17 protein-coding genes and 8 pseudogenes are annotated in these 17963 nt (G+C 71.9%); 15 read left to right on the top strand and 10 right to left on the bottom strand.

What is annotated here, in order from left to right:
• The first annotated feature begins 8 nt into the window (after positions 1-8).
• Both ACZ411_RS12680 and ACZ411_RS12675 read left to right on the top strand, forming a co-directional pair.
• Positions 9-260, top strand: a complete 252-nt coding sequence (locus ACZ411_RS12680) for a type II toxin-antitoxin system Phd/YefM family antitoxin (protein WP_086527408.1) — start codon at positions 9-11, stop codon at positions 258-260.
• Entirely contained in the window at positions 257-517 is a 261-nt protein-coding gene (locus ACZ411_RS12675) for a Txe/YoeB family addiction module toxin (RefSeq protein WP_104344313.1), read from the top strand. The genes ACZ411_RS12680 and ACZ411_RS12675 overlap by 4 nt, the downstream gene beginning before the upstream one ends.
• A gap of 10 nt (positions 518-527) precedes the next feature.
• On the opposite strand, the gene ACZ411_RS12670 is transcribed toward ACZ411_RS12675, so the two are convergent.
• A complete protein-coding gene (locus tag ACZ411_RS12670) occupies positions 528-872 on the bottom strand; it encodes a DUF2200 domain-containing protein (protein WP_464171146.1) in 345 nt (114 codons plus the stop codon).
• A 154-nt stretch (positions 873-1026) separates the two neighbouring features.
• Here ACZ411_RS12670 and ACZ411_RS12665 point away from each other — a divergent pair.
• Positions 1027-2077: pseudogene (locus ACZ411_RS12665) on the top strand (LLM class flavin-dependent oxidoreductase).
• 62 nt (positions 2078-2139) lie between these two features.
• Here ACZ411_RS12665 and arfB read toward each other — a convergent pair.
• The 3 genes and pseudogenes from arfB to ACZ411_RS12650 form a co-directional block, all read right to left on the bottom strand.
• Positions 2140-2561: pseudogene (gene arfB, locus ACZ411_RS12660) on the bottom strand (alternative ribosome rescue aminoacyl-tRNA hydrolase ArfB).
• A gap of 38 nt (positions 2562-2599) precedes the next feature.
• Positions 2600-2839, bottom strand: a complete 240-nt coding sequence (locus ACZ411_RS12655) for a hypothetical protein (protein ID WP_464171047.1) — start codon at positions 2837-2839, stop codon at positions 2600-2602.
• Between the two features lie 28 nt (positions 2840-2867).
• Positions 2868-3731, bottom strand: a complete 864-nt coding sequence (locus ACZ411_RS12650; protein WP_464171045.1) for a phosphatase PAP2 family protein — start codon at positions 3729-3731, stop codon at positions 2868-2870.
• Between the two features lie 113 nt (positions 3732-3844).
• Here ACZ411_RS12650 and manD point away from each other — a divergent pair.
• Positions 3845-5087 (top strand): annotated as a pseudogene (gene manD, locus ACZ411_RS12645) (D-mannonate dehydratase ManD); the annotation flags it as partial.
• 75 nt (positions 5088-5162) lie between these two features.
• Here manD and ACZ411_RS12640 read toward each other — a convergent pair.
• Positions 5163-5588 (bottom strand): annotated as a pseudogene (locus tag ACZ411_RS12640) (substrate-binding domain-containing protein); the annotation flags it as partial.
• A 20-nt stretch (positions 5589-5608) separates the two neighbouring features.
• Positions 5609-6148: pseudogene (locus tag ACZ411_RS12635) on the bottom strand (LacI family DNA-binding transcriptional regulator); the annotation flags it as partial.
• Positions 6149-6378: 230 nt separating this feature from the next.
• Between ACZ411_RS12635 and ACZ411_RS12630 the strand changes: the two are divergent.
• The 11 genes and pseudogenes from ACZ411_RS12630 to ACZ411_RS12580 all read left to right on the top strand — a co-directional run.
• Positions 6379-7464 carry a sugar ABC transporter substrate-binding protein gene (locus ACZ411_RS12630; RefSeq protein ID WP_464171043.1) on the top strand — a complete coding sequence of 362 codons (1086 nt, stop codon included), beginning with the start codon at positions 6379-6381 and terminating at the stop codon, positions 7462-7464.
• Positions 7398-7631, top strand: a complete 234-nt coding sequence (locus tag ACZ411_RS12625; protein WP_464171040.1) for a hypothetical protein — start codon at positions 7398-7400, stop codon at positions 7629-7631. Before ACZ411_RS12630 ends, ACZ411_RS12625 begins: the two co-directional genes overlap by 67 nt.
• 208 nt (positions 7632-7839) lie before the next feature.
• Entirely contained in the window at positions 7840-8697 is an 858-nt protein-coding gene (locus tag ACZ411_RS12620; protein WP_464171038.1) for a carbohydrate ABC transporter permease, read from the top strand.
• Positions 8694-9593 (top strand): carbohydrate ABC transporter permease, encoded by a 900-nt coding sequence (locus tag ACZ411_RS12615; RefSeq protein WP_464171036.1) that lies wholly within the window; start codon positions 8694-8696, stop codon positions 9591-9593. The genes ACZ411_RS12620 and ACZ411_RS12615 overlap by 4 nt, the downstream gene beginning before the upstream one ends.
• A 35-nt stretch (positions 9594-9628) precedes the next feature.
• Positions 9629-11152, top strand: a complete 1524-nt coding sequence (locus ACZ411_RS12610) for a glycoside hydrolase family 127 protein (protein WP_464171034.1) — start codon at positions 9629-9631, stop codon at positions 11150-11152.
• Positions 11071-11268, top strand: a pseudogene (locus ACZ411_RS12605) (glycoside hydrolase family 127 protein); the annotation flags it as partial. The gene ACZ411_RS12610 and the pseudogene ACZ411_RS12605, both read left to right, overlap by 82 nt.
• Positions 11217-11540 (top strand): hypothetical protein, encoded by a 324-nt coding sequence (locus ACZ411_RS12600; RefSeq protein ID WP_464171144.1) that lies wholly within the window; start codon positions 11217-11219, stop codon positions 11538-11540. The pseudogene ACZ411_RS12605 and the gene ACZ411_RS12600, both read left to right, overlap by 52 nt.
• Positions 11541-11895: 355 nt before the next feature.
• Positions 11896-13104, top strand: a complete 1209-nt coding sequence (locus ACZ411_RS12595; RefSeq protein ID WP_464171032.1) for a hypothetical protein — start codon at positions 11896-11898, stop codon at positions 13102-13104.
• Entirely contained in the window at positions 13092-13607 is a 516-nt protein-coding gene (locus ACZ411_RS12590) for a CBM35 domain-containing protein (protein WP_464171030.1), read from the top strand. The genes ACZ411_RS12595 and ACZ411_RS12590 overlap by 13 nt, the downstream gene beginning before the upstream one ends.
• Before the next feature lie 432 nt (positions 13608-14039).
• Positions 14040-14327 (top strand): annotated as a pseudogene (locus tag ACZ411_RS12585) (3-hydroxyacyl-CoA dehydrogenase NAD-binding domain-containing protein); the annotation flags it as partial.
• A 70-nt stretch (positions 14328-14397) separates the two neighbouring features.
• Positions 14398-14556, top strand: a pseudogene (locus ACZ411_RS12580) (3-hydroxyacyl-CoA dehydrogenase family protein); the annotation flags it as partial.
• 186 nt (positions 14557-14742) lie between these two features.
• On the opposite strand, the gene ACZ411_RS12575 reads toward ACZ411_RS12580, so the two are convergent.
• The 4 genes from ACZ411_RS12575 to ACZ411_RS12560 form a co-directional block, all read right to left on the bottom strand.
• A complete protein-coding gene (locus ACZ411_RS12575) occupies positions 14743-15594 on the bottom strand; it encodes an MFS transporter (protein WP_464171028.1) in 852 nt (283 codons plus the stop codon).
• A gap of 394 nt (positions 15595-15988) precedes the next feature.
• Positions 15989-16888, bottom strand: coding sequence for a serine hydrolase domain-containing protein (locus ACZ411_RS12570; protein ID WP_464171026.1), 900 nt, complete (start codon positions 16886-16888; stop codon positions 15989-15991).
• A 226-nt stretch (positions 16889-17114) separates the two neighbouring features.
• Positions 17115-17330, bottom strand: coding sequence for an AsnC family protein (locus ACZ411_RS12565; protein WP_317229112.1), 216 nt, complete (start codon positions 17328-17330; stop codon positions 17115-17117).
• 40 nt (positions 17331-17370) lie between these two features.
• Positions 17371-17949, bottom strand: a complete 579-nt coding sequence (locus ACZ411_RS12560) for a TetR/AcrR family transcriptional regulator (protein WP_464171023.1) — start codon at positions 17947-17949, stop codon at positions 17371-17373.
• Between the last annotated feature and the right edge of the window lie 14 nt (positions 17950-17963).

Genomic DNA, 17963 nt, shown 5'->3' with positions numbered 1-17963 from the left:
GACACGACATGTCCGCCATCACCGCATCCGACGCTCGCCGGAATCTGTTCGGCCTGATCCAGCAGGTCAACGACGACCATTCGCCCGTGGAGGTCGTCTCGAAGCACGGCAATGCCGTGCTGATCTCCAAGGACGACTTCGACGCGATCACGGAGACGGCCTACCTGCTCCGCAACGCCAAGGGCGCCCAGCGCCTGCTCGGCGCGCTCGAGCGCGCACGTCGCGGCGAGTTCGAGACGCACGAGCTGATCGAGGAGTGACCCGCCGGCTCGCCTTCGACGCCGACGGCTGGGAGGACTACACGTACTGGCAGGGCCAGGATCGCAAGACGCTCAAGCGGATCAACGCACTGATCCGAGACGTCATGCGGGACCCCTTCGCAGGCCCCGGCAAGCCCGAGCCGCTCAAGCACATCCTGTCCGGTGCGTGGTCACGTCGCATCGACGAGGCCAACCGCCTCGTCTACCTCGTGACCGATGCCCACGTGGTCGTACTGCAGGCGCGTGATCACTACTGAGCATGAAGCGTCAGCTGCGCAGCACCTTCACCATCGGCCGACCGCGGGCGATCTCGTCGACCAGCTTGTCGAGGATGCGGATCTCCTTCATCAGCGGGTCCTCGATCTCCTCGATGCGGACGCCGCAGATCACGCCGCGCACCTCGTCGGCGGACGGATTCCGGCGTGCGGCGGCGAAGAAGTCCTGGAACGTGGTCTCCGCATCGAGGTGATGCTGCAGCGCCGCGGCGTCGAAGCCGGTGAGCCACGTGATCGCCTCGTCGACCTCGGCGCGCGTCCGGCCCTTCCGCTCGGCCTTCGCCACGTAGTGCGGGTAGACCGCGGCGAACGGCGTGCGGAAGATGCGGTGCTCCATGTCGGGAGCGTAGGCCGGGAGGGGCGCGGGGTCCAGGCCGAGGAGCGCGGGATCCCGGTGATGGGAGGCGGGAATGGGCCGGGCCCCGCGCGGGTTCCACTTCCATGCAGACGCATCCATCCAGGTGGCGTCGCCCCAGCACCGAGGAGCGGGCATGAGCACCAAGATCGGCTTCCTGTCGTTCAACCACTGGCAGGACGTGCGGGGATCCCGCGTGCGCACCGCTCAGGACTCGCTCCTGCAGTCCATCGACCTCGCGGTCGCGGCCGAGGAGATCGGCATCGACGGCGCGTACTTCCGCGTGCACCACTTCGCGCCGCAGCAGGCCTCGCCGTTCCCGCTGCTGGCGGCCATCGCGAGCCGCACCAGCCGCATCGAGATCGGCACCGGCGTCGTCGACATGCGCTACGAGAGCCCCCTCTACATGGCGGAGGAGGCGGCCATGACCGACCTCATCTCCAACCGCCGGGTGCAACTCGGCGTCAGCCGCGGATCAGCCCGAGCAGGTCGAGGCGGGCTACGAGTCGTTCGGCTACGTGCCGCGCGACGGAGAGACCGACGCCGACATGGCCCGCCGCCACACGGGCCTGTTCCTCCTCGCCCTCGAGGGCGAGGAGCTCAGCCGACGCCGCCCCGCAGCGCGGCATGCCGACGGGACGCGTCGCGATCACGCCGCAGTCGCCCGGCCTCCGCGAGCGGATCTGGTGGGGCGCCGGCACGCGCGCCACCGGCCAGTGGGCGGCCGAGCAGGGCATGAACCTCATGTCGTCGACGCTCCTCTCCGAGGACACCGGCGTGCCGCTCGACGTGCTCCAGGCCGAGCAGATCCAGCTGTTCCGCGACGGCTGGGCCGCCGCAGGGCACGCCTGGGAGCCGCGCGTGAGCGTGAGCCGCAGCATCATCCCCATCGTGGACGACGAGTGAGGCGTTCTTCGGCATCCGCGCGCAACTCGAGGGCCGGGACCAGGTCGGCCAGGTCGGCGGCGAGAAGTGGCGCTTCGGCCGCTCCTACATCGGCACCCCGGAGCGCCTCATCGAGGAACTCGGGGCCGACCGCGGCGATCTCCGCAGCCGACACCCTCCTCGTCACGATCCCCAACCAGCTCGGCGTGGACTTCAACCTGCGCTCGCTCGCCGCGCTGAAGGAGATCGGGCGGGAGCTCGGGTGGGATCGCACGGACGCCACGGTGGGCGCGACCGCCTGACCCGCGCGGCGGTCGGCACCGGCGAGACCGCGGTCGTTTTCCGCCGGTCGCCGGCCCAGCCGTCAGTCGCCGATCGGGCGCCGGCGCTGCTGCTTCGTGGCCGACCGCTGCGTCTTGGCGGCCTGACGCCGCCTCTCGGATCCGCGGGTCGGCCGCGTCGGGCGCCGCTGCGCCGCGGGCGGGGCCAGCGCATCGGCCACGAGCTCGCGGAGCGCGTCGAGAGCGGCCACGCGGTTCCGCAGCTGGGACCGCTCCTCGGAGACCGTCACGGTGATCGTGCCCGCGACCAGGCGCCGGCCGAGCCGTTCGAGGATCCGCTCGCGCTGGGCGTCCCCAGCACGAGCGACCCCGCGATGTCCCACGTGAGCTGCACGCGGCTGTCGGACGTGTTCACGTGCTGCCCGCCGGGCCCCGACGACCGGGAGAACCGCCATCGCAGCTCCGCCGCGGGGATGGTGAGCGCGCGCGTCACCGGGAGGTCCATGCGGCAAGCGTCCCACGCAGCGACCGCGTGCCGTCGGGCTAGCGGTTCCGGCGGAGGTTCATGCGGCGGATGACGACCCGGCCGATCAGCACGAGCACCAGCATCACGACCACCATGAGGACGATCCGCATGACGAAGTCGAGCTCGACGAACGCGAGCGCAGAGGCAGACAGGAACGCGGCCATCGCGGTCAGCACGAGCACCTGACGGGCGGACGGCTCACCGGTCAGCCGCTGCCGTGCCGCGGAGTCGCCCTCGAACCTGTGCCTGTCGTCCATGTCTCCACCGTCCCACATGCCGCTCGGGTCAGCGGTCGGCGACCGCCACCACCAGATCCGGCCGACGCGCCGTCAGGTACAGCCGGTGCGCCGTGATCACCAGCGCCAGCCACGCGCCGCTCAGGAAGAAGGCGGCGAGCACGTCGGTGAACCAGTGGTGGCCGAGGTACACGCGGGAGATGCCGATGGTCACGGCGAAGACCACGGCGATCGTGATCGAGAGCACGCGCGTCACCCGGCGGTGCTGGCGGAGGAGGAGCAGGTAGGCGAGGATCCCGGCGATCGCCACGGCGTTCAGCGTGTGGCCGCTCGGGAACGACGGCGACGTCTCGTACGGCGGCACCGCGTCGGCGAGGTTGGGGCGGGCGCGGCCGATGATGCGCTTGCCCGCGATGGTGAGGAGGAGGGATCCGCCGCCAGCCGCGACGACGAGGATGACCGGCGTCCACGAGCGGCGCCGGATCGCGAGGAACAGCATCGTCACCACCGCGATGGCGGGCATGATCACGACGCCCGCGATGTCGGTGTACGCGGTCGCCGCCGTGTCCAGCCACGGCGAGCGCAGGCCGATCATGAAGGCGAGGAGCGGCTTGTCGAGGCCGGCGACCCCGTCGGCGTCGGTCACGTTGTCGTAGACCTGCGCGGCGATCGCCGAGAGCCCCACGGCGAGCGCGAGGCCCACCGCGAGCGTCACCACGAGCGCCGCGTACGGGCCGAGCGCGCGGGTGATCCGCTCGACGAGCCGCGCGAGCAGCCGCCCGAGCGGGGTGACCCAGCGGGTGAGGTCGCGGTCGCCGAGGAAGCGGTCCTGCCGGATCTCGCCCTCGGGCCCTTGCTCGCTCGGACGGGGTCCGGTCGTGCGCACGGGCTCGCGCCCGGGAGTGTCGCTCATGCGGAATCCCTCACCATCGTCGATCGCCCCCGTCGTCGCCAGGCTACCGATCGCGCGGCGGCGCGACCGGCGCGACCGTGGACGCGCACCCCGCACTCCGGGGAGACTCGAGCATGGACATCCTCAGCGCCGAGATCATCGTCACCAGCCCCGACCGCAACTTCGTCACCCTGAAGCTCACCACCGAGGACGGCATCACCGGCCTCGGCGACGCGACCCTGAACGGGCGCGAGCTGGCCGTGGTCGCGTACCTGCAGGAGCACGTGGCGCCGCTGCTCATCGGGCGCGACGCGTCCCGGATCGAGGACACGTGGCAGTTCCTCTACCGCAGCGCCTACTGGCGACGCGGGCCCGTATGACCATGGCGGCCATCGCCGCGGTCGACGTCGCCCTCTGGGACATCAAGGCCAAGGCCGCCGGCATGCCGCTCTACCAGCTGCTCGGCGGCGCCTCCCGCACCGGGCTCCTCGCCTACGGCCACGCGTCCGGCAAGTCGAACGAGGAGCTGTTCGACAGCGTGCGCGCGCACCAGGAGCAGGGCTACAAGGCGATCCGCGTGCAGACGGGCGTGCCGGGCCTCAAGTCCATCTACGGCATCGCCTCCAACGCGACCTTCGACGGCAACGCGGGCAAGCGCTACGACCACGAGCCCGCCCAGCGCGGCGCCCTGCCCGCCGAGGAGGACTGGGACACCCGCAGCTACCTGCGCCACATCCCCGGCGTCTTCGAGGCGGTGCGGAACGAGTTCGGGCCCGAGCTGCCGCTGCTGCACGACGGGCGCCACCGGATGACGCCGATCCAGGCCGCGCAGCTCGGCAAGAGCCTCGAGCCCTACGACCTGTTCTGGCTGGAGGACGTGACGCCCGCCGAGAACCCGGAGGCGCTCCGGCTCGTGCGGCAGCACACGACCACGCCGCTCGCGATCGGCGAGATCTTCAACACGGTGTGGGACTACCAGCAGATCATCCGCGAGCAGCTCATCGACTACGTGCGCTCCGCCGTGACGCACACCGGCGGGATCACGCACCTGAGGAAGGTGCTCGACTACGCGGCGCAGTACCAGATCAAGTCCGGCATGCACGGACCGACCGACATCTCCCCCGTCGGCATGGCCGCCGCGATGCACCTCGGGCTCGCGATCCACAACTTCGGCATCCAGGAGTACATGCAGCACGGCGAGGCGACCGACCGCGTCTTCCAGCAGTCGTTCACCTGGTCGGACGGGTTCCTGCACCCAGGCGAGCAGGGGCCCCCGGCATCGGCGTCGAGCTCGACGTCGACGAAGCCGGCAAGTACCCCTACGAGAAGGCCTACCTGCCGTTCAACCGGCTCGCCGACGGGACCGTGCACGACTGGCGGCAGCGGCCGAGCGGCGGCAGCCGCTTCCCGGCAGGAGGACGGACGCCCCCAGGGCCGATGTCGCGCCGTGCGTCATGCGGGGTCCGTCGGGCGTGAGGTGGACGCCCTTCCCTCGACGCGGATCGGCTGGGGGAACACCCCCGCCGCAGCCGTCCCGTCGATGGCGTCGACGAGGTGCTGCGCGGCGGTCCGGCCGAGCTGCTCGAGCTCCATGTCGATGCTGGTGAGCGGAGGCCGCGACTCGGTCACGAGCAGATCCCAGTTGTCGAAGCCCATCACCGCCACGTCCTCCGGGACGCGGAGCCCCTCGTCCCGCAGCGTGTCGAGGACCCCTCGCGCGATGTGGTCGCTGCCGGCGATGATCGCGTCCCCACCGGGTCGGATCCGCGGACGAGCAGGCGCGCGCAGTCCCGTCCCCACGCCTCGCCCCACTGCCCGTACAGGGCGTCGCCGCCGACGAGCTCGAGCCCCGCCTCCCGCACGGTGGTGGCGACGCCCTCGGCGCGGTCGCGGCGCGCGGCGGCGTAGGAGGACTCCCCGTTGACGAGCGCGAGGTGGCGGCGACCCTGCGCGAGGAGGTGTCGAGCCGCCTCCGCTCCCGCCTGCACGTTGTCGGGAGTGAAGGAGACGTCGCCCTCCCCGGTGGACGGCGCGTAGACGTAGACGACGGGCACGTCGCCGGGGACGGCGGCCGGCGGCCGGGGGTTGGTGGTCCGTCCCACGATGAGCAGGCCGTCCACCCGACGGGTGAGCAGGGAGTCGATCTGCAGCTGCTCGCGGAGGGCGTCGTCGCGGGCGTCCGCGAGGAGCACCGACAGCGACCCGGAGCCGAACGCGTCCTCGGCGCCGAGCAGTATCGGCAGCACGAAGCGGTTGTCGAGGTCGCTGGTGACCATGCCGATGGTGCCGGTGCGGGCGGAGTTCAGGGCACGCGCGAAGAAGTTCGGCGTGAAGGACAGGGCGGACGCCGCCTCCTGCACGCGTCGCCGGGTGCTCTCGGCCACCTGCGCGCGACCGTTCAGCGCCTTCGAGGCGGTGGCGATGGAGACCCCCGCCATCTTGGCCACGTCCGCCAGGGTCGCCACGGACACCCCACTCCGATTGCCGCTGTACGTCACCGTCCGAAAATAGTTCATCACGGTGTTGACAAGCAAGGGACGGCGACATAGCTTTCAACCCGAAAGCACTTTCGGTCCGAGCCGACAAGCGCCCACCATCCTTTCTCGACGGCGAGAAGCGCGACCACGCGTGCCTCTCTGCGAGACCTGCACCACCTGAGAGGAACCCCGTGCACTCGTCCTTCCGCCGCAAGGCAGCACTCGTCACCGTCATCGGATTCGCCGCGACCGCGGCGCTCACCGGTTGCGCCGGCGGATCCGGCGACTCGCCGGACGCCGCGTCCGGCACCTACACCTTCTGGGACCCGTACCCCCAGTTCGACGAGTCGTCCGACTGGGTGAAGCTCGTCCAGCAGTGCGGCACGGACGCCGGCGTGACCGTCGAGCGCACCGGCTACGACACGTCGGACCTCACCAGCAAGGCCCTGCTCGCCGGCCAGCAGGGCAACAGCCCCGACCTGCTGCTCGTCGACAACCCCGTGGTGTCGACCCTCGCCGAGGGCGGCCTTCTGACCGACACCGAGCAGACCGGCGCCGACACCAGCAGCATCGAGGAGAACATCCTCGCCGCCGGCCAGCTGGACGGGAAGACCTACGGCGTCCCCATCGGCGCCAACACCCTCGCCCTCTACTACAACGCGGCGGTCCTCGACGCGGCCGGCGTCGACCCCGCGTCCATCACCGACTGGGACAGCCTCACCGCGGCGCTCGAGAAGGTGACCGCCTCGGGCAAGAAGGGCATCACGTTCTCCGGCATCGGCACCGAGGAGGGCAGCTTCCAGTTCCTGCCCTGGTACTGGGGCTCCGGCGCCGACCTCACCGAGCTCGACTCCGACGACGCCGTCTCCGCGCTGACGCTCTGGACCGACTGGGTCGAGAAGGGCTACGCCCCGAACTCGGTCATCGGCAACACGCAGACGACGAGCTGGCAGGAGTTCCTCACCGGGGACTTCGCGTTCGGCGAGAACGGCACGTGGCAGCTCGCCGGTGTCAAGGAGTCCGGCATCGACTACGGCATCATCTCGATCCCCGCGAAGGACGGCGGCGCGGCTCCCGCGCCGACCGGTGGCGAGTTCCTGACGGTCCCGGTCCAGAGCGACGACGCCCGCTACGAGGTCAGCGCGAAGATCCAGGCCTGCCTCGCGAGCACGAGGAGAACCTCGTCGCCACCGACACGACGCTGTCGTACGTGGCCCCCACCACCGACGCGCAGGCCGAGCAGGTCGCCGCGGATCCCGACCTCGAGCCGTGGGTGACCGCGGTCTCCGACGCGAAGGGCCGCACGAGCGACGACCTCGGCACGGACTACCCGAAGATCTCCGAGCAGATGTGGAAGGCCGTGCAGAACAGCCTCAGCGGCGGAGCCGACCCGGAGTCCGCGCTGCAGGAGGCCCAGAAGGCCGCCGCCGCCCTCACGCAGTAGCACGACCCGAGGGGGGCCGCCGCAGCTCACGCGGCCCCCTCCCCTCCTTGCGATGCAGGGCCACGCACCACCACGAACAGGAGAACCATGAGCACGCACACGATGGAGCGACCGGAGGCCGGCTCGTCGGACCTCCCGGGCGCCCCGTCCCGCTCCCCGAGACCGCACCTCGACGACGCACGCGCCTGGACGCCGGCCAGGCCGTGGCGTGGGCGTTCCTCGCCCCCGTCGTCGCCTACCTCGGCGTCTTCTACGTGTGGCCGCTGGTCCGCAACGTCGACCTCTCGACGCACGACTACACGATCCGCTCCTTCGTCGACGGCAGCGCCCGTTCATCGGCCTCGACAACTTCACCGCCGTGTTCGCCAGCCCCACCTTCGGTCCGGCGCTGGTCAACACGCTCCTGTTCACCGGGGTCTCCATCGCGTTCCAGTTCACGATCGGCATGGCGCTGGCGGTCTTCTTCTTCCAGAGGTTCCCGCTCTCGGCGACCCTGCGGGCGCTGTTCCTCGTGCCGTGGCTGCTGCCGCTCATCGTCAGCGCCTCGACCTGGTCGTGGATGATGAACAGCGACAGCGGCGTGATCAACTCCGTCATCGGCACCGCCGGCGGATCGCCGGTCAACTGGCTCACCTCGCCCCAGTGGGCGCTGACCAGCGTGATCATCGCGAACATCTGGATCGGCATCCCGTTCAACCTCGTGATCCTCTACAGCGGGCTGCAGAACATCTCCGGCGACGTCTACGAGGCCGCGAGCCTCGACGGCGCGAACGCCTGGCAGGTGTTCTGGCGCATCACGTTCCCGCTGCTGCGCCCGGTGTCCGCGATCACGATCCTGCTGGGCCTCGTCTACACGCTGAAGGTGTTCGACATCATCTGGATCATGACCCGCGGCGGGCCAGGAGACGCCTCCACGACCTTCGCCATCTGGTCGTACCAGCTCGGCTTCGGCTCCACCCTCCCCTCCTTCGGACCGGCTGCGGCCGTCGGCAACCTGCTGATCGTCATGGCCCTGGTCTGCGGCTTCGTCTACCTGCGCGTGCAGAGGAAGCAGGACGCGTCATGAGCACCCTGACCCGCCCCCGACCGGCCGGAGCACGCAGCGCCGGCACCGGGCCCGCGGCCCGTCGCCACGGGGCGACCCGGCGGCCGAAGCGGCACCTGGGCACCACCGCCATCGGCGTCGTGCTCACCGCGATCATGCTGTTCCCCATCTACTGGATGGTGAACGTCTCCCTCACCCCCACCGCGCAGATGCGCCAGAGCCCGCCCTCCTGGTTCCCCTCGGCGCCGACGCTCGACGGCTACCAGGCGGTCGTCGCCGATCAGCTCCCCTACCTCGGCACGAGCCTGCTCGTGGGCATCGGCACCGTCGTCGTCACGATCGCCCTCGCGGCCCCGGCGGCGTACTCCCTCGCGAAGCTGCGACCCAAGGGCGGAGGTGCGCTGAGCTTCGTGATGATCGTCGCCCAGATGATCCCGCAGGTCATCATGGCGATGGGCTTCTACGCCATCTACCTGAACCTCGGCATCCTCAACGAGTGGTGGGGCCTCGTCATCGCGGACTCCACGCTCGCGGTCCCCTTCGGCGTGCTCATCTTCACCGCGTTCATGCGCGGCATCCCCGACGAGCTCATGAGCGCCGCGAAGCTCGACGGCGCGGGCTCCTGGCGCACCTTCACGTCCATCGTGCTGCCGGTCAGCCGCAACTCCGCCGTCACGGTGGGCCTGTTCGCGTTCCTCTGGGCGTCGTCCGACTTCGTCTTCTCCTCCACCCTCAACAGCGGCGGCACGGCGCAGACCATCACCCTCGGCATCTACCGCTACATCGGCAACAACAACCAGGAGTGGAACTCGATCATGGCCACCGCCGTCGTCGCCTCCATCCCCGCGACCGTCCTCCTCGTGGTGGCCCAGCGCTACGTCGCCGCCGGTGTCACCGCCGGCGCCGTGAAGGACTGACGCACCATGACCACCACCCACCCAGGAGGATCCCTGTGACGACCGTCCACACCCGCACCCCGACCCTCGGCGGCCCCGTCGCCCCCCGCCACGCGAGGCTCACCCCGCTCGACGCCACCGAGATCCGCCTCACCGGCGGCTACTGGGGCGAGAAGCAGAGGCTCAACGCCGACGTCATCCTCCAGCACTGCGAGGACTGGATGGAGCGGATCGGCTGGACCGGCAACTTCGACCGCGCCGCATCCGACACCGCCGAGTGGGAGCACTCCGGGATCGAGTTCGTCGACTCCGAGGTCTACAAGCTCCTCGAGGCCATGGCCTGGGAGCTCGGCCGCACCCACGACGAGCATCTCGCCGAGCGCTACGCACGGCTCGTGGCCCGCGTCGCCGCCGCGCAGGACGACGACGGGTACCTCCACACCGCCTTCGGCCGCCCCTGGCAGCGCCCCCGCTACAGCGACCTCGAATGGGGGCACGAGCTGTACTGCGCGGGGCACCTCATCCAGGCCGCCGTCGCCGCCGCCCGTACCGGAGCCGGAGACGCCCTCGTCGACGTGGCCGGCCGGCTCGCCGAGCACCTGTGGGAGGCCTTCGGCCCCGACGGCCGCGTCGCCGTGTGCGGGCACCCCGAGGTCGAGGTCGCCCTGGCCGAGCTCGGTCGAGCCCTCGACGAACCGCGCTGGATCGAGCTCGCCCGCCTCTTCGTCGAACGCCGCGGCCACGGCCTGCTGGCGCCCATCGAGTACGGGCAGGAGTACTTCCAGGACGACGTGCCCGTGCGCGACGCCCACGTCCTCCGGGGCCACGCCGTCCGTGCGCTCTACCTGGCCGCCGGCGCCCTCGACGTCGCCGTCGACACGGGCGACGACGAGCTCGTCGACGCCGTGCGCACCCAGTGGGAGAACACCGTCGCCCGCCGGACGTACATCACCGGCGGCATGGGCTCCCACCACCAGGACGAGGCCTACGGCGCCGACTTCGAGCTGCCGCCGGACCGCGCCTACTCGGAGACCTGCGCCGGCATCGCCTCGAACATGCTGTCCTGGCGACTGCTCCTGCAGGACGGCGACCCCCGCTACGCGGACCTCATCGAGCGCACCCTGCTCAACAACGTCATGGCGTCGCCCCGCGAGGACGGCCGGGCCTTCTACTACACGAACACGCTCCACCAGCGGACCGACGGGGTCGCCCCCGACGAGGACGAGCTGAACGCGCGCGCCCTGGCCAGCCTCCGCGCGCCCTGGTTCGAGGTCTCCTGCTGCCCCACGAACGTGGCGCGCACGCTCGCGAGCGTCGAGCTCTCCTTCGCCACCCGCACGGCCGCCGGGGTCCAGCTCCATCAGTACGGGGACTACGACATCGACACCACCCTCGACGACGGCACCCCCATCGCCCTGTCGGTGCGGAGCGGGTACCCGTTGGCCGGCGATGTCACGATCACCTGGCGCACGGACACCGGCCGTCCGTCGACCTCACGATGCGCATCCCCGCGTGGGCGGGCTCCGCGCGGATCGCCCTCCCCGGCGAGACCGGCGGCACCCGGCACGAAGGACGCATGACGAAGGTCCGCGGCCGGTTCCGTCCCGGGGACGAGATGTCGATGGAGTTCCCGATCGAGGCGCGCTGGGTGGCTCCGGATCCCCGGATCGACGCCGTCCGCGGCCAGGTCGCCGTCGAACGCGGCCCCCTGGTGCTCGTGCTCGAGTCGACGGACCTCCCGCAGGGAGCGTCAACGACGTCGCCGTCGACACGACCCGACCCCCGCGCACCACGGCCACCGGAGCCGCCGTCCACGCCGAGCGGATCCGACCGGACGCCGACGGGTGGCCCTACGGGTCCCGGGACCAGGTGCAGGAGCCGCTCGACGAGGTCGCCCTGGTGCCCTACGCGAGCTGGGCCAACCGCGGCCCGTCGACCATGCGGGTGTGGCTGCCGACCGCGGGCTGAGCCGAGGAGGACCGCGGGCCGCTACTGGCGGGAGCGGCCGCCCGCGGAGCACGAGGCGATGGCGGCAGCCGTTCCCGCAGCGCTGCAGGCCCTGCATCATCGCTCCGGTGGAATGTCCGGATCGATGATCCCATCCATTTCCCGAAACTAATTCGAATAGACCTCGAATAGCCCACCGGCGACACCCGGAGGGCTATTCGGCGTGAATCGCCATCGCATTCTCAACCATTTCCGGACAATATGCAGAAACCGCTTTCGGAAAACATTTCCACGTCGTATGTTGTGAATGCGGCCGATGGCGGCTCATCAGGAGATGAGGCCATGGACGGCCGGATCCGAGTGCAAGGGAGCACCGATGAAGAAGCGATACGCATTGCTGGGGGTGGCGACAGCGGCAGCGCTGGCCGGGGGAATGATCACCGGTCCGGTCTCGCCCGCGTTCGCGGCGGACAACCAACTGGTCGTCGACGCCGCGGCACCCATCCGACCGGTGACGCACGTCGGGGCAGGCGGCCTGTACGCCGTCGCGTCCGACACCGATCCGGCGCCCGGGCTGCTCACGCCGCTCCGCCTCAAGCAGCACACGCAGCCGGCCCCGGGTGTGCAGCAGCTCGGCAACGGCGCCACGGTCCCCACCGGGGACATCCTGAAGACCGCGCCCGCCTTCACCCGCGACGGCGCCCAGTCCTACGCCCGGATGCCCGACGTGTACCCGAACTTCCCCTACCGCTGGATCAGCTGGGCGGACTGGACGCAGAAGATCGACACCATGGTGAAGGCCCGCGTCGATGCCCGCGGCACCACCAACATCAACGGCTGGGAGCTGTGGAACGAGCCCGACGGCACCTGGGACACCGCCAAGGCGGGGCCGTTCCTCGACGGCTGGACCCGCACCTACCGCCAGGTGAAGCTGCAGGACACGACGACCCCGATCGTCGGCCCGAGCTACAGCCGCTACTACCCGGACCTCATGCGCGACTTCATGGCCCGCGCGAAGGCCGACGGCACCCTGCCCGACGTCGTCGTCTGGCACGAGCTGGAGGACGAGACCTACAACTCGGTCGACGAGCACGTCGCGGACTACCGGGCCATCGAGCGCTCGCTGGGCATCAGCCCGCGCCCCATCTCGATCAACGAGTACGGCTCGCCGTCGCAGGTCGACACTCCCAGCGTCGCCGCGCACTACATCGCCCAGTTCGAGCGCACGGGCATCAACGACGCCGAGCGCGCGTACTGGTACGCGTCCGGCACCGTGGGCGGCCTGGTCTGGAACGACCGTCCCACCGGGTCGTACTGGCTCTACAAGTGGTACGGCGAGATGGCGGGCAACATGCTCGCCGTCACCCCGTCCGGCGACCTCGACGGCTTCGCCTCCTACGACTCCACGCGCAAGATCGTCAACGTCGCCCTCGGCGGCACCTTCGGCGACAACAGCGTGCAGGTGAAGGGACTCGCGGGCTTCGGGGCGAATGCGACCGTCACGGTCAACTACACACCTCGGTCCGGCCGCATGACGAACGTCGACGCTCCACGCGGCTGTCCTCCACGACCGTGCCGATCGTGAACGGAGCGGTGACCGTGCCGATCCGCGACCAGGACTACCTCGGCGCCTACCAGGTCGTCGTCACGCCCTCGACGGGACCGACCACCTCCTACCAGCAGGTCTACGAGGCCGAGAACGCCACGGTCGTCAACGCGCAGCGCCTCAGCTCGAGCGGCGCCTCCAACGGCGGCTACGTCGGACGCATCGACGGCCTGGGCGACGGGCGCTCGAACAGCTTCGTCGACTTCATCGTCGAGGTGCCCACGGCCGGGACCTACTCCCTGACACGCCGCTACGCGAACGGCGGGAGCGCCACATCGACGCAGGGCCTGGCCGTCAACGGCAGCGCCTTCGCGAACGTGTCGTACGCACCGACCGGTGGTTGGGGGCGGTTCCAGGACTCGGCTGCGTCGTCGGTCACGCTGCGCGCCGGGTACAACGTGATCCGCCTGGCGAAGGGCTCGCCGAACTACGCCGGTGGCACGGGATTCGCGGAGCTCGACTCCATCACCGTCAGGCGATGACCCACCGCCGGACATCGGCTCGCCGATGACCGCGTGATCCTCCGGAGGGCCCGTGCTCGGCACGGGCCCTCGTGGCGCGAGGAGGCCCGCCTGCCGCTGGACCGGCTCGCCGACGGGACCGGGCACGACGGATGACGGTCGGGGAGTCCGCCCTGGCGCACGGACCGCGTCGGGCGCGGTGCCGGGTGCTTCGCTGGAGGGGACGCCCGCGGATCCGCCGGGCCGCGCCCGACGACGGAGGAGCCCCCATGCCCGCATTCGAGAAGGTCACCGTGCTCGGAGCCGGGGTGCTGGGGGCGCAGATCGCGTTCCAGGCCGCGAACCACGGCAAGGCCGTGCGCTGCTCAACGACGTGGACGACGCCGCGCTCGAAGGCGGCGCGCGGCCGGCTGGACGCGATCGTCGCGCAGTTCGTCGCCGACGCGGGCGAGGATCACCGCGCCGCGGCCACGGAGGCCGCCCGCCGCGGGGATCGCGCTCACCAGCGACCTGGCGGCGTCCGTCGCCGATGCCGACCTCGTCATCGAGGCGGTGCCGGAGCGCCTGGAGCTCAAGCAGGACGTGTACCGCCGCATCGCGGACGCAGCGCCGGCGCGCACGGTCTTCGCGACGAACTCCTCGACCCTCCTGCCGAGCGCGATCGCCGACTCCACCGGCCGGCCCGACCGCTTCCTCGCGCTGCACTTCGCGAACCACGTGTGGGTGCAGAACACCGCCGAGATCATGGGGACCGAGCGCACGTCGCCCGAGGTCTTCGACCGGGTCGTCGCGTTCGCGGAGGGAGATCGGGATGGTGCCGATCCCGCTGAGGAAGGAGCAGCCGGGCTACGTGCTCAACTCGCTCCTCGTGCCGCTGCTCGAGGCCGCCGCGGCCCTCGTGCTGAAGGGGGTGGCGGATCCCGCCACGGTCGACACCACGTGGCGCATCGCCACCGGCGCGCCCCTCGGCCCGTTCCAGATCTACGACGTCGTCGGCCTCCGCACCGCCTACGCGATCTCCGCCGCGAGCGACGACCCGGGCGCCCAGGCGTGGGCCGCGCACCTCGACGGCGAGCTACCTTCGACCAGGGCAAGCTCGGCGTGGAGTCGGGCGAGGGGTTCTACGCGTACCGGTGAGCGCGACGGGCCCGCGGCCTCACGCCGTCGCGGCAGCCACGGGATCCGGGCCCCGGCGCCGCGGCGCGAAGGACGGGGCCAGGAGCACCGCCACGAGGAACAGCACGGCGACGGGCCACAGCGCGGGCAGGAGCCCGAATCCCTGGGCCAGCAGGCCGATGAGCGGCGGGCCGATGAAGCTCGCGACGTAGCCGACGCTCGCGACGAGCGTGACGCGGGCGGTCGGGTCGTCGCCCTCCGCCGCGGCGGACATGCCGAGCGGGAAGCCCATCGAGACGCCGACCGACCAGAGCACCACGCCGATCACCAGGGGCACCGTGCCGAGGTCGAGGACGAACAGGACGACGCCCGCGAGGCCGAGGGCGGAGGTCCAGCGGATCATCGCGGCCCGGCCGAAGCGGTCCACGAGGGGGCCGGCAGCGACCCGCACCACCACCTGCGCTGCAGCGTAGATGCCGATCGCGGCGGCGGCGAACGCCTCCGGACGGCCCATCGCGTCGCGGACGGCGACGCTGATCCAGCCGTTCGCGGCCCCCTCGCCGAACTCCGCGGCGAGCATGACGACGCCGATCGCCAGCAGGCGCGCGTCCACGTGCGGGGCCCGCCGCGTCCGCGCCTGGCCGCGTCGTCGCCGCGCGCGACGGGTCCCGCGGCTGCCGGCCGGCACCGCCCGCACCAGCACGAGCCCGGCGACCGCGATGACCACGGCCTGCGCGATCAACTGGGCCTCGGCGGTGATCCCGAGCGCCGCGCATCCCGCGCCGACCCCGGCGCCGACGACCGCGCCGGCCGGCCAGGCCGCGTGCATGAGCGGCATGAGGGTGCGGCGCGACAGCCGCTCGATGACGGCGCCGTCGATGTTGATGAGCACGTCGGTGGCGCCGACCCCGCCCCCGCGATCGCGAACCCGACCAGGAGGACCGGGACGCTCCCGACCGCCACGCCCACCCCCACGACGCCGACGCCCGCGGCCATCGCGAGGGCCGCGACGGCCAACGACCGCCGGGCTCCCCCGCCGCCGAGCAGCAGGCGCGACGCGAGGAGGCCCGCGCCGGATCCCGCGGTCGTCGCCAGCAGGACGAACCCGAGCTCCGCATCCCCCAGGTCGAGCCCCGCGCGGATGGACGGGAGCCGGGCGGCCCAGCTCGACAGCGTGAAGCCGCCCAGCGCGAACCCGCCCAGGATGGCGAGGAGCCAGCGGTTCCGAGCTCGTGCAAGGTCGATCCGGTACATGCCGCCTCCGATTACAACGTTGTAATCCGAGCCTAGGACAGGTCGATGCCGCCCGCCACCGCGTCGCCGAGCAGACGGAAGCCGGCCCGGTCGACCGCCTGCTGCCGCGCCGAGAGCACGACCGCCCCGACTCCGGCCTCGCGGTCGACACCGATCCAGCTCGCGAACCCGCCGGTCATGCCGTTGTGCCACGTGATCGTGCGGCCGCGGTGCTCCAGCGTGATCCAGGCGGCACCGATCCGCACCCGGGGCGACAGGCCCGCGACCGGATCGAGCGCGGCGAGGCCGGGAGCCGATCCGTCGAGGAGGGAGCGGAGGAAGGCGCCCATCGTGTCGACGCCGGCCCGGATGCCGCCGGCGGGCGCCACGGCCTCCCCGACCCACGCCTCCACCGGGCGGCCGGTCCGCGAGGATCCCCGCAGGTCGGCCGCATCGATCTCCTCCGCGCGCGCGGGCGTGGAGAACCCGTCGCCGAACCGGTCGCGCACGAGCCGCCCGTAGTCGCGTCCCTCGGCGCTCGCCAGCCCGTGACCGAGCAGCTGGAACCCGAGGTTCGAGTACCGCGGGCGTCGCGGGCCCAGCCGCACGCCCCGCGTCTGCTCGAGGAGCTCCGCGAGCGAGTCGCCGTACGGGTTCGCCCCCCGCAGGGAGGAGGCGACGCTGCGGCGGAGCACGTGCATCCCCGGCGCCAGGCGCGGGAGGCCGGAGGCGTGGACGGCCAGGCTCGCCAGGGTCACGGAGGCGACCTCCCCGTGGGCGGTGAGCGGGAGCAGCTCCCCCAGCACCGTGGTCGGCGCGACGACGCCGCGGCGCACCGCGTCGGCGTAGAGCATGCCCGTGACGACCTTGGAGATCGAGCCGATCTCGAAGGCGCTCCGCCGGTCCGCGCGCGCCGTGGCGACGAGCACCCGCCGCGGGGAGGCGACCGCCACCGCTGCCGGCCAGGACGTGCGGTGCGCCCGACCCGCCGCCTCGCGCAGCTCCGCGTCCCGGTCCAGTCGCTGCGCATGGCGTGATCCCCTCCGTCGGCGCCGAGCGTGCCGGCGAGCGTGCGGGTCGTCAACACCTGTTGACGACCTCCCTCGCCCGACCGTATCGGCACTCGCTCCTCGAGTCGACGAGTGTTGACGCCCCGGCTAGCAGCGCCCGGGCGCGCCGCTACTGCTTGCCGTACCTGCGGTGGACCGCCTGCTTGCTCACGCCGAGGCACTCCGCGATGGCCTCCCAGGACAGGCCGGCCTGCCGGGCACTACGCACGAGGCCCGCCTCCGTACGCGCGAGCTCGCCCCGGAGCTCCGCGACGATGCGCAGGGCGGCGGCGGGCCCCTCGCCGCTCAGCGACTCGGCGAGCCCTCGCAGCCGGTCCGTCGTCATCCGTCGATGGTAGTCGACGCCCGCCGGCCGGCCCAGGTCGCTAGGCGCCCCGCGCCCCCAGCACGAACCGCACCAGCCGGCTCACGCTGTCCGCGTGGTCGCCCTCGCGGCCGAGGCCGCGGAGCACGATGAGGCCGAGGATCGCGAGGCCCAGCTCGCGGACGGGGGCGTCAGCCGGCAGCTGGCCCGCGCGGATGCCCGCGGCCAGGCGCTCCGACAGGCCGCGGTCCACGCCGAGGCTGGCGCTCAGGCGGTCGCCGACGGCCGCGTCCTCCGCGGCGGCCGCGATCAGCGAGCGGAGGAGCGGCCCGCCCGTGGGCGCGTCGAGCACGGCGAGCACGCCGGTGAGCCAGCGCTCGATGTCGGCGTGCAGGTCGCCCGTGTCGGGCACGTCGAAGTCGACCGGGATCAGCCGCCCCTCGGTCAGGCACTCCGCGATGAGCGCGCCGCGGGACGGCCACCACCGGTAGATGGTCTGCTTGCCGACGCCGGCCTCGCGGGCGACGCCCTCCATCGTGAGGTGGTCGTAGCCGCGCGCGTGGATGAGGCGCACGGTGGCGCCCAGGATCGCCTCGCGGGCCGCCTCGCTGCGGACCCGTCCGGTTCGGTGCTCGTTCACCTGCACAGGGTAGC

The sequence above is a fragment of the Clavibacter sp. AC415 genome, assembly GCF_979252985.1.
The sequence above is the reverse complement of the archived record's forward strand: the minus strand, read 5'-3'. Positions and strand labels throughout refer to the sequence as shown.

Bases quoted from the DNA above. Each gene is read 5' to 3' on its own strand.
- ACZ411_RS12650 (WP_464171045.1), bottom strand. From the start codon at position 3,731: ATGAGCGACACTCCCGGGCGCGAGCCCGTGCGCACGACCGGACCCCGT.
- ACZ411_RS12595 (WP_464171032.1), top strand. From the start codon at position 11,896: ATGAAGAAGCGATACGCATTGCTGGGGGTGGCGACAGCGGCAGCGCTG.
- ACZ411_RS12680 (WP_086527408.1), top strand. From the start codon at position 9: ATGTCCGCCATCACCGCATCCGACGCTCGCCGGAATCTGTTCGGCCTG.
- ACZ411_RS12565 (WP_317229112.1), bottom strand. From the start codon at position 17,330: ATGACGACGGACCGGCTGCGAGGGCTCGCCGAGTCGCTGAGCGGCGAG.
- ACZ411_RS12670 (WP_464171146.1), bottom strand. From the start codon at position 872: ATGGAGCACCGCATCTTCCGCACGCCGTTCGCCGCGGTCTACCCGCAC.
- ACZ411_RS12615 (WP_464171036.1), top strand. From the start codon at position 8,694: ATGAGCACCCTGACCCGCCCCCGACCGGCCGGAGCACGCAGCGCCGGC.
- ACZ411_RS12655 (WP_464171047.1), bottom strand. From the start codon at position 2,839: ATGGACGACAGGCACAGGTTCGAGGGCGACTCCGCGGCACGGCAGCGG.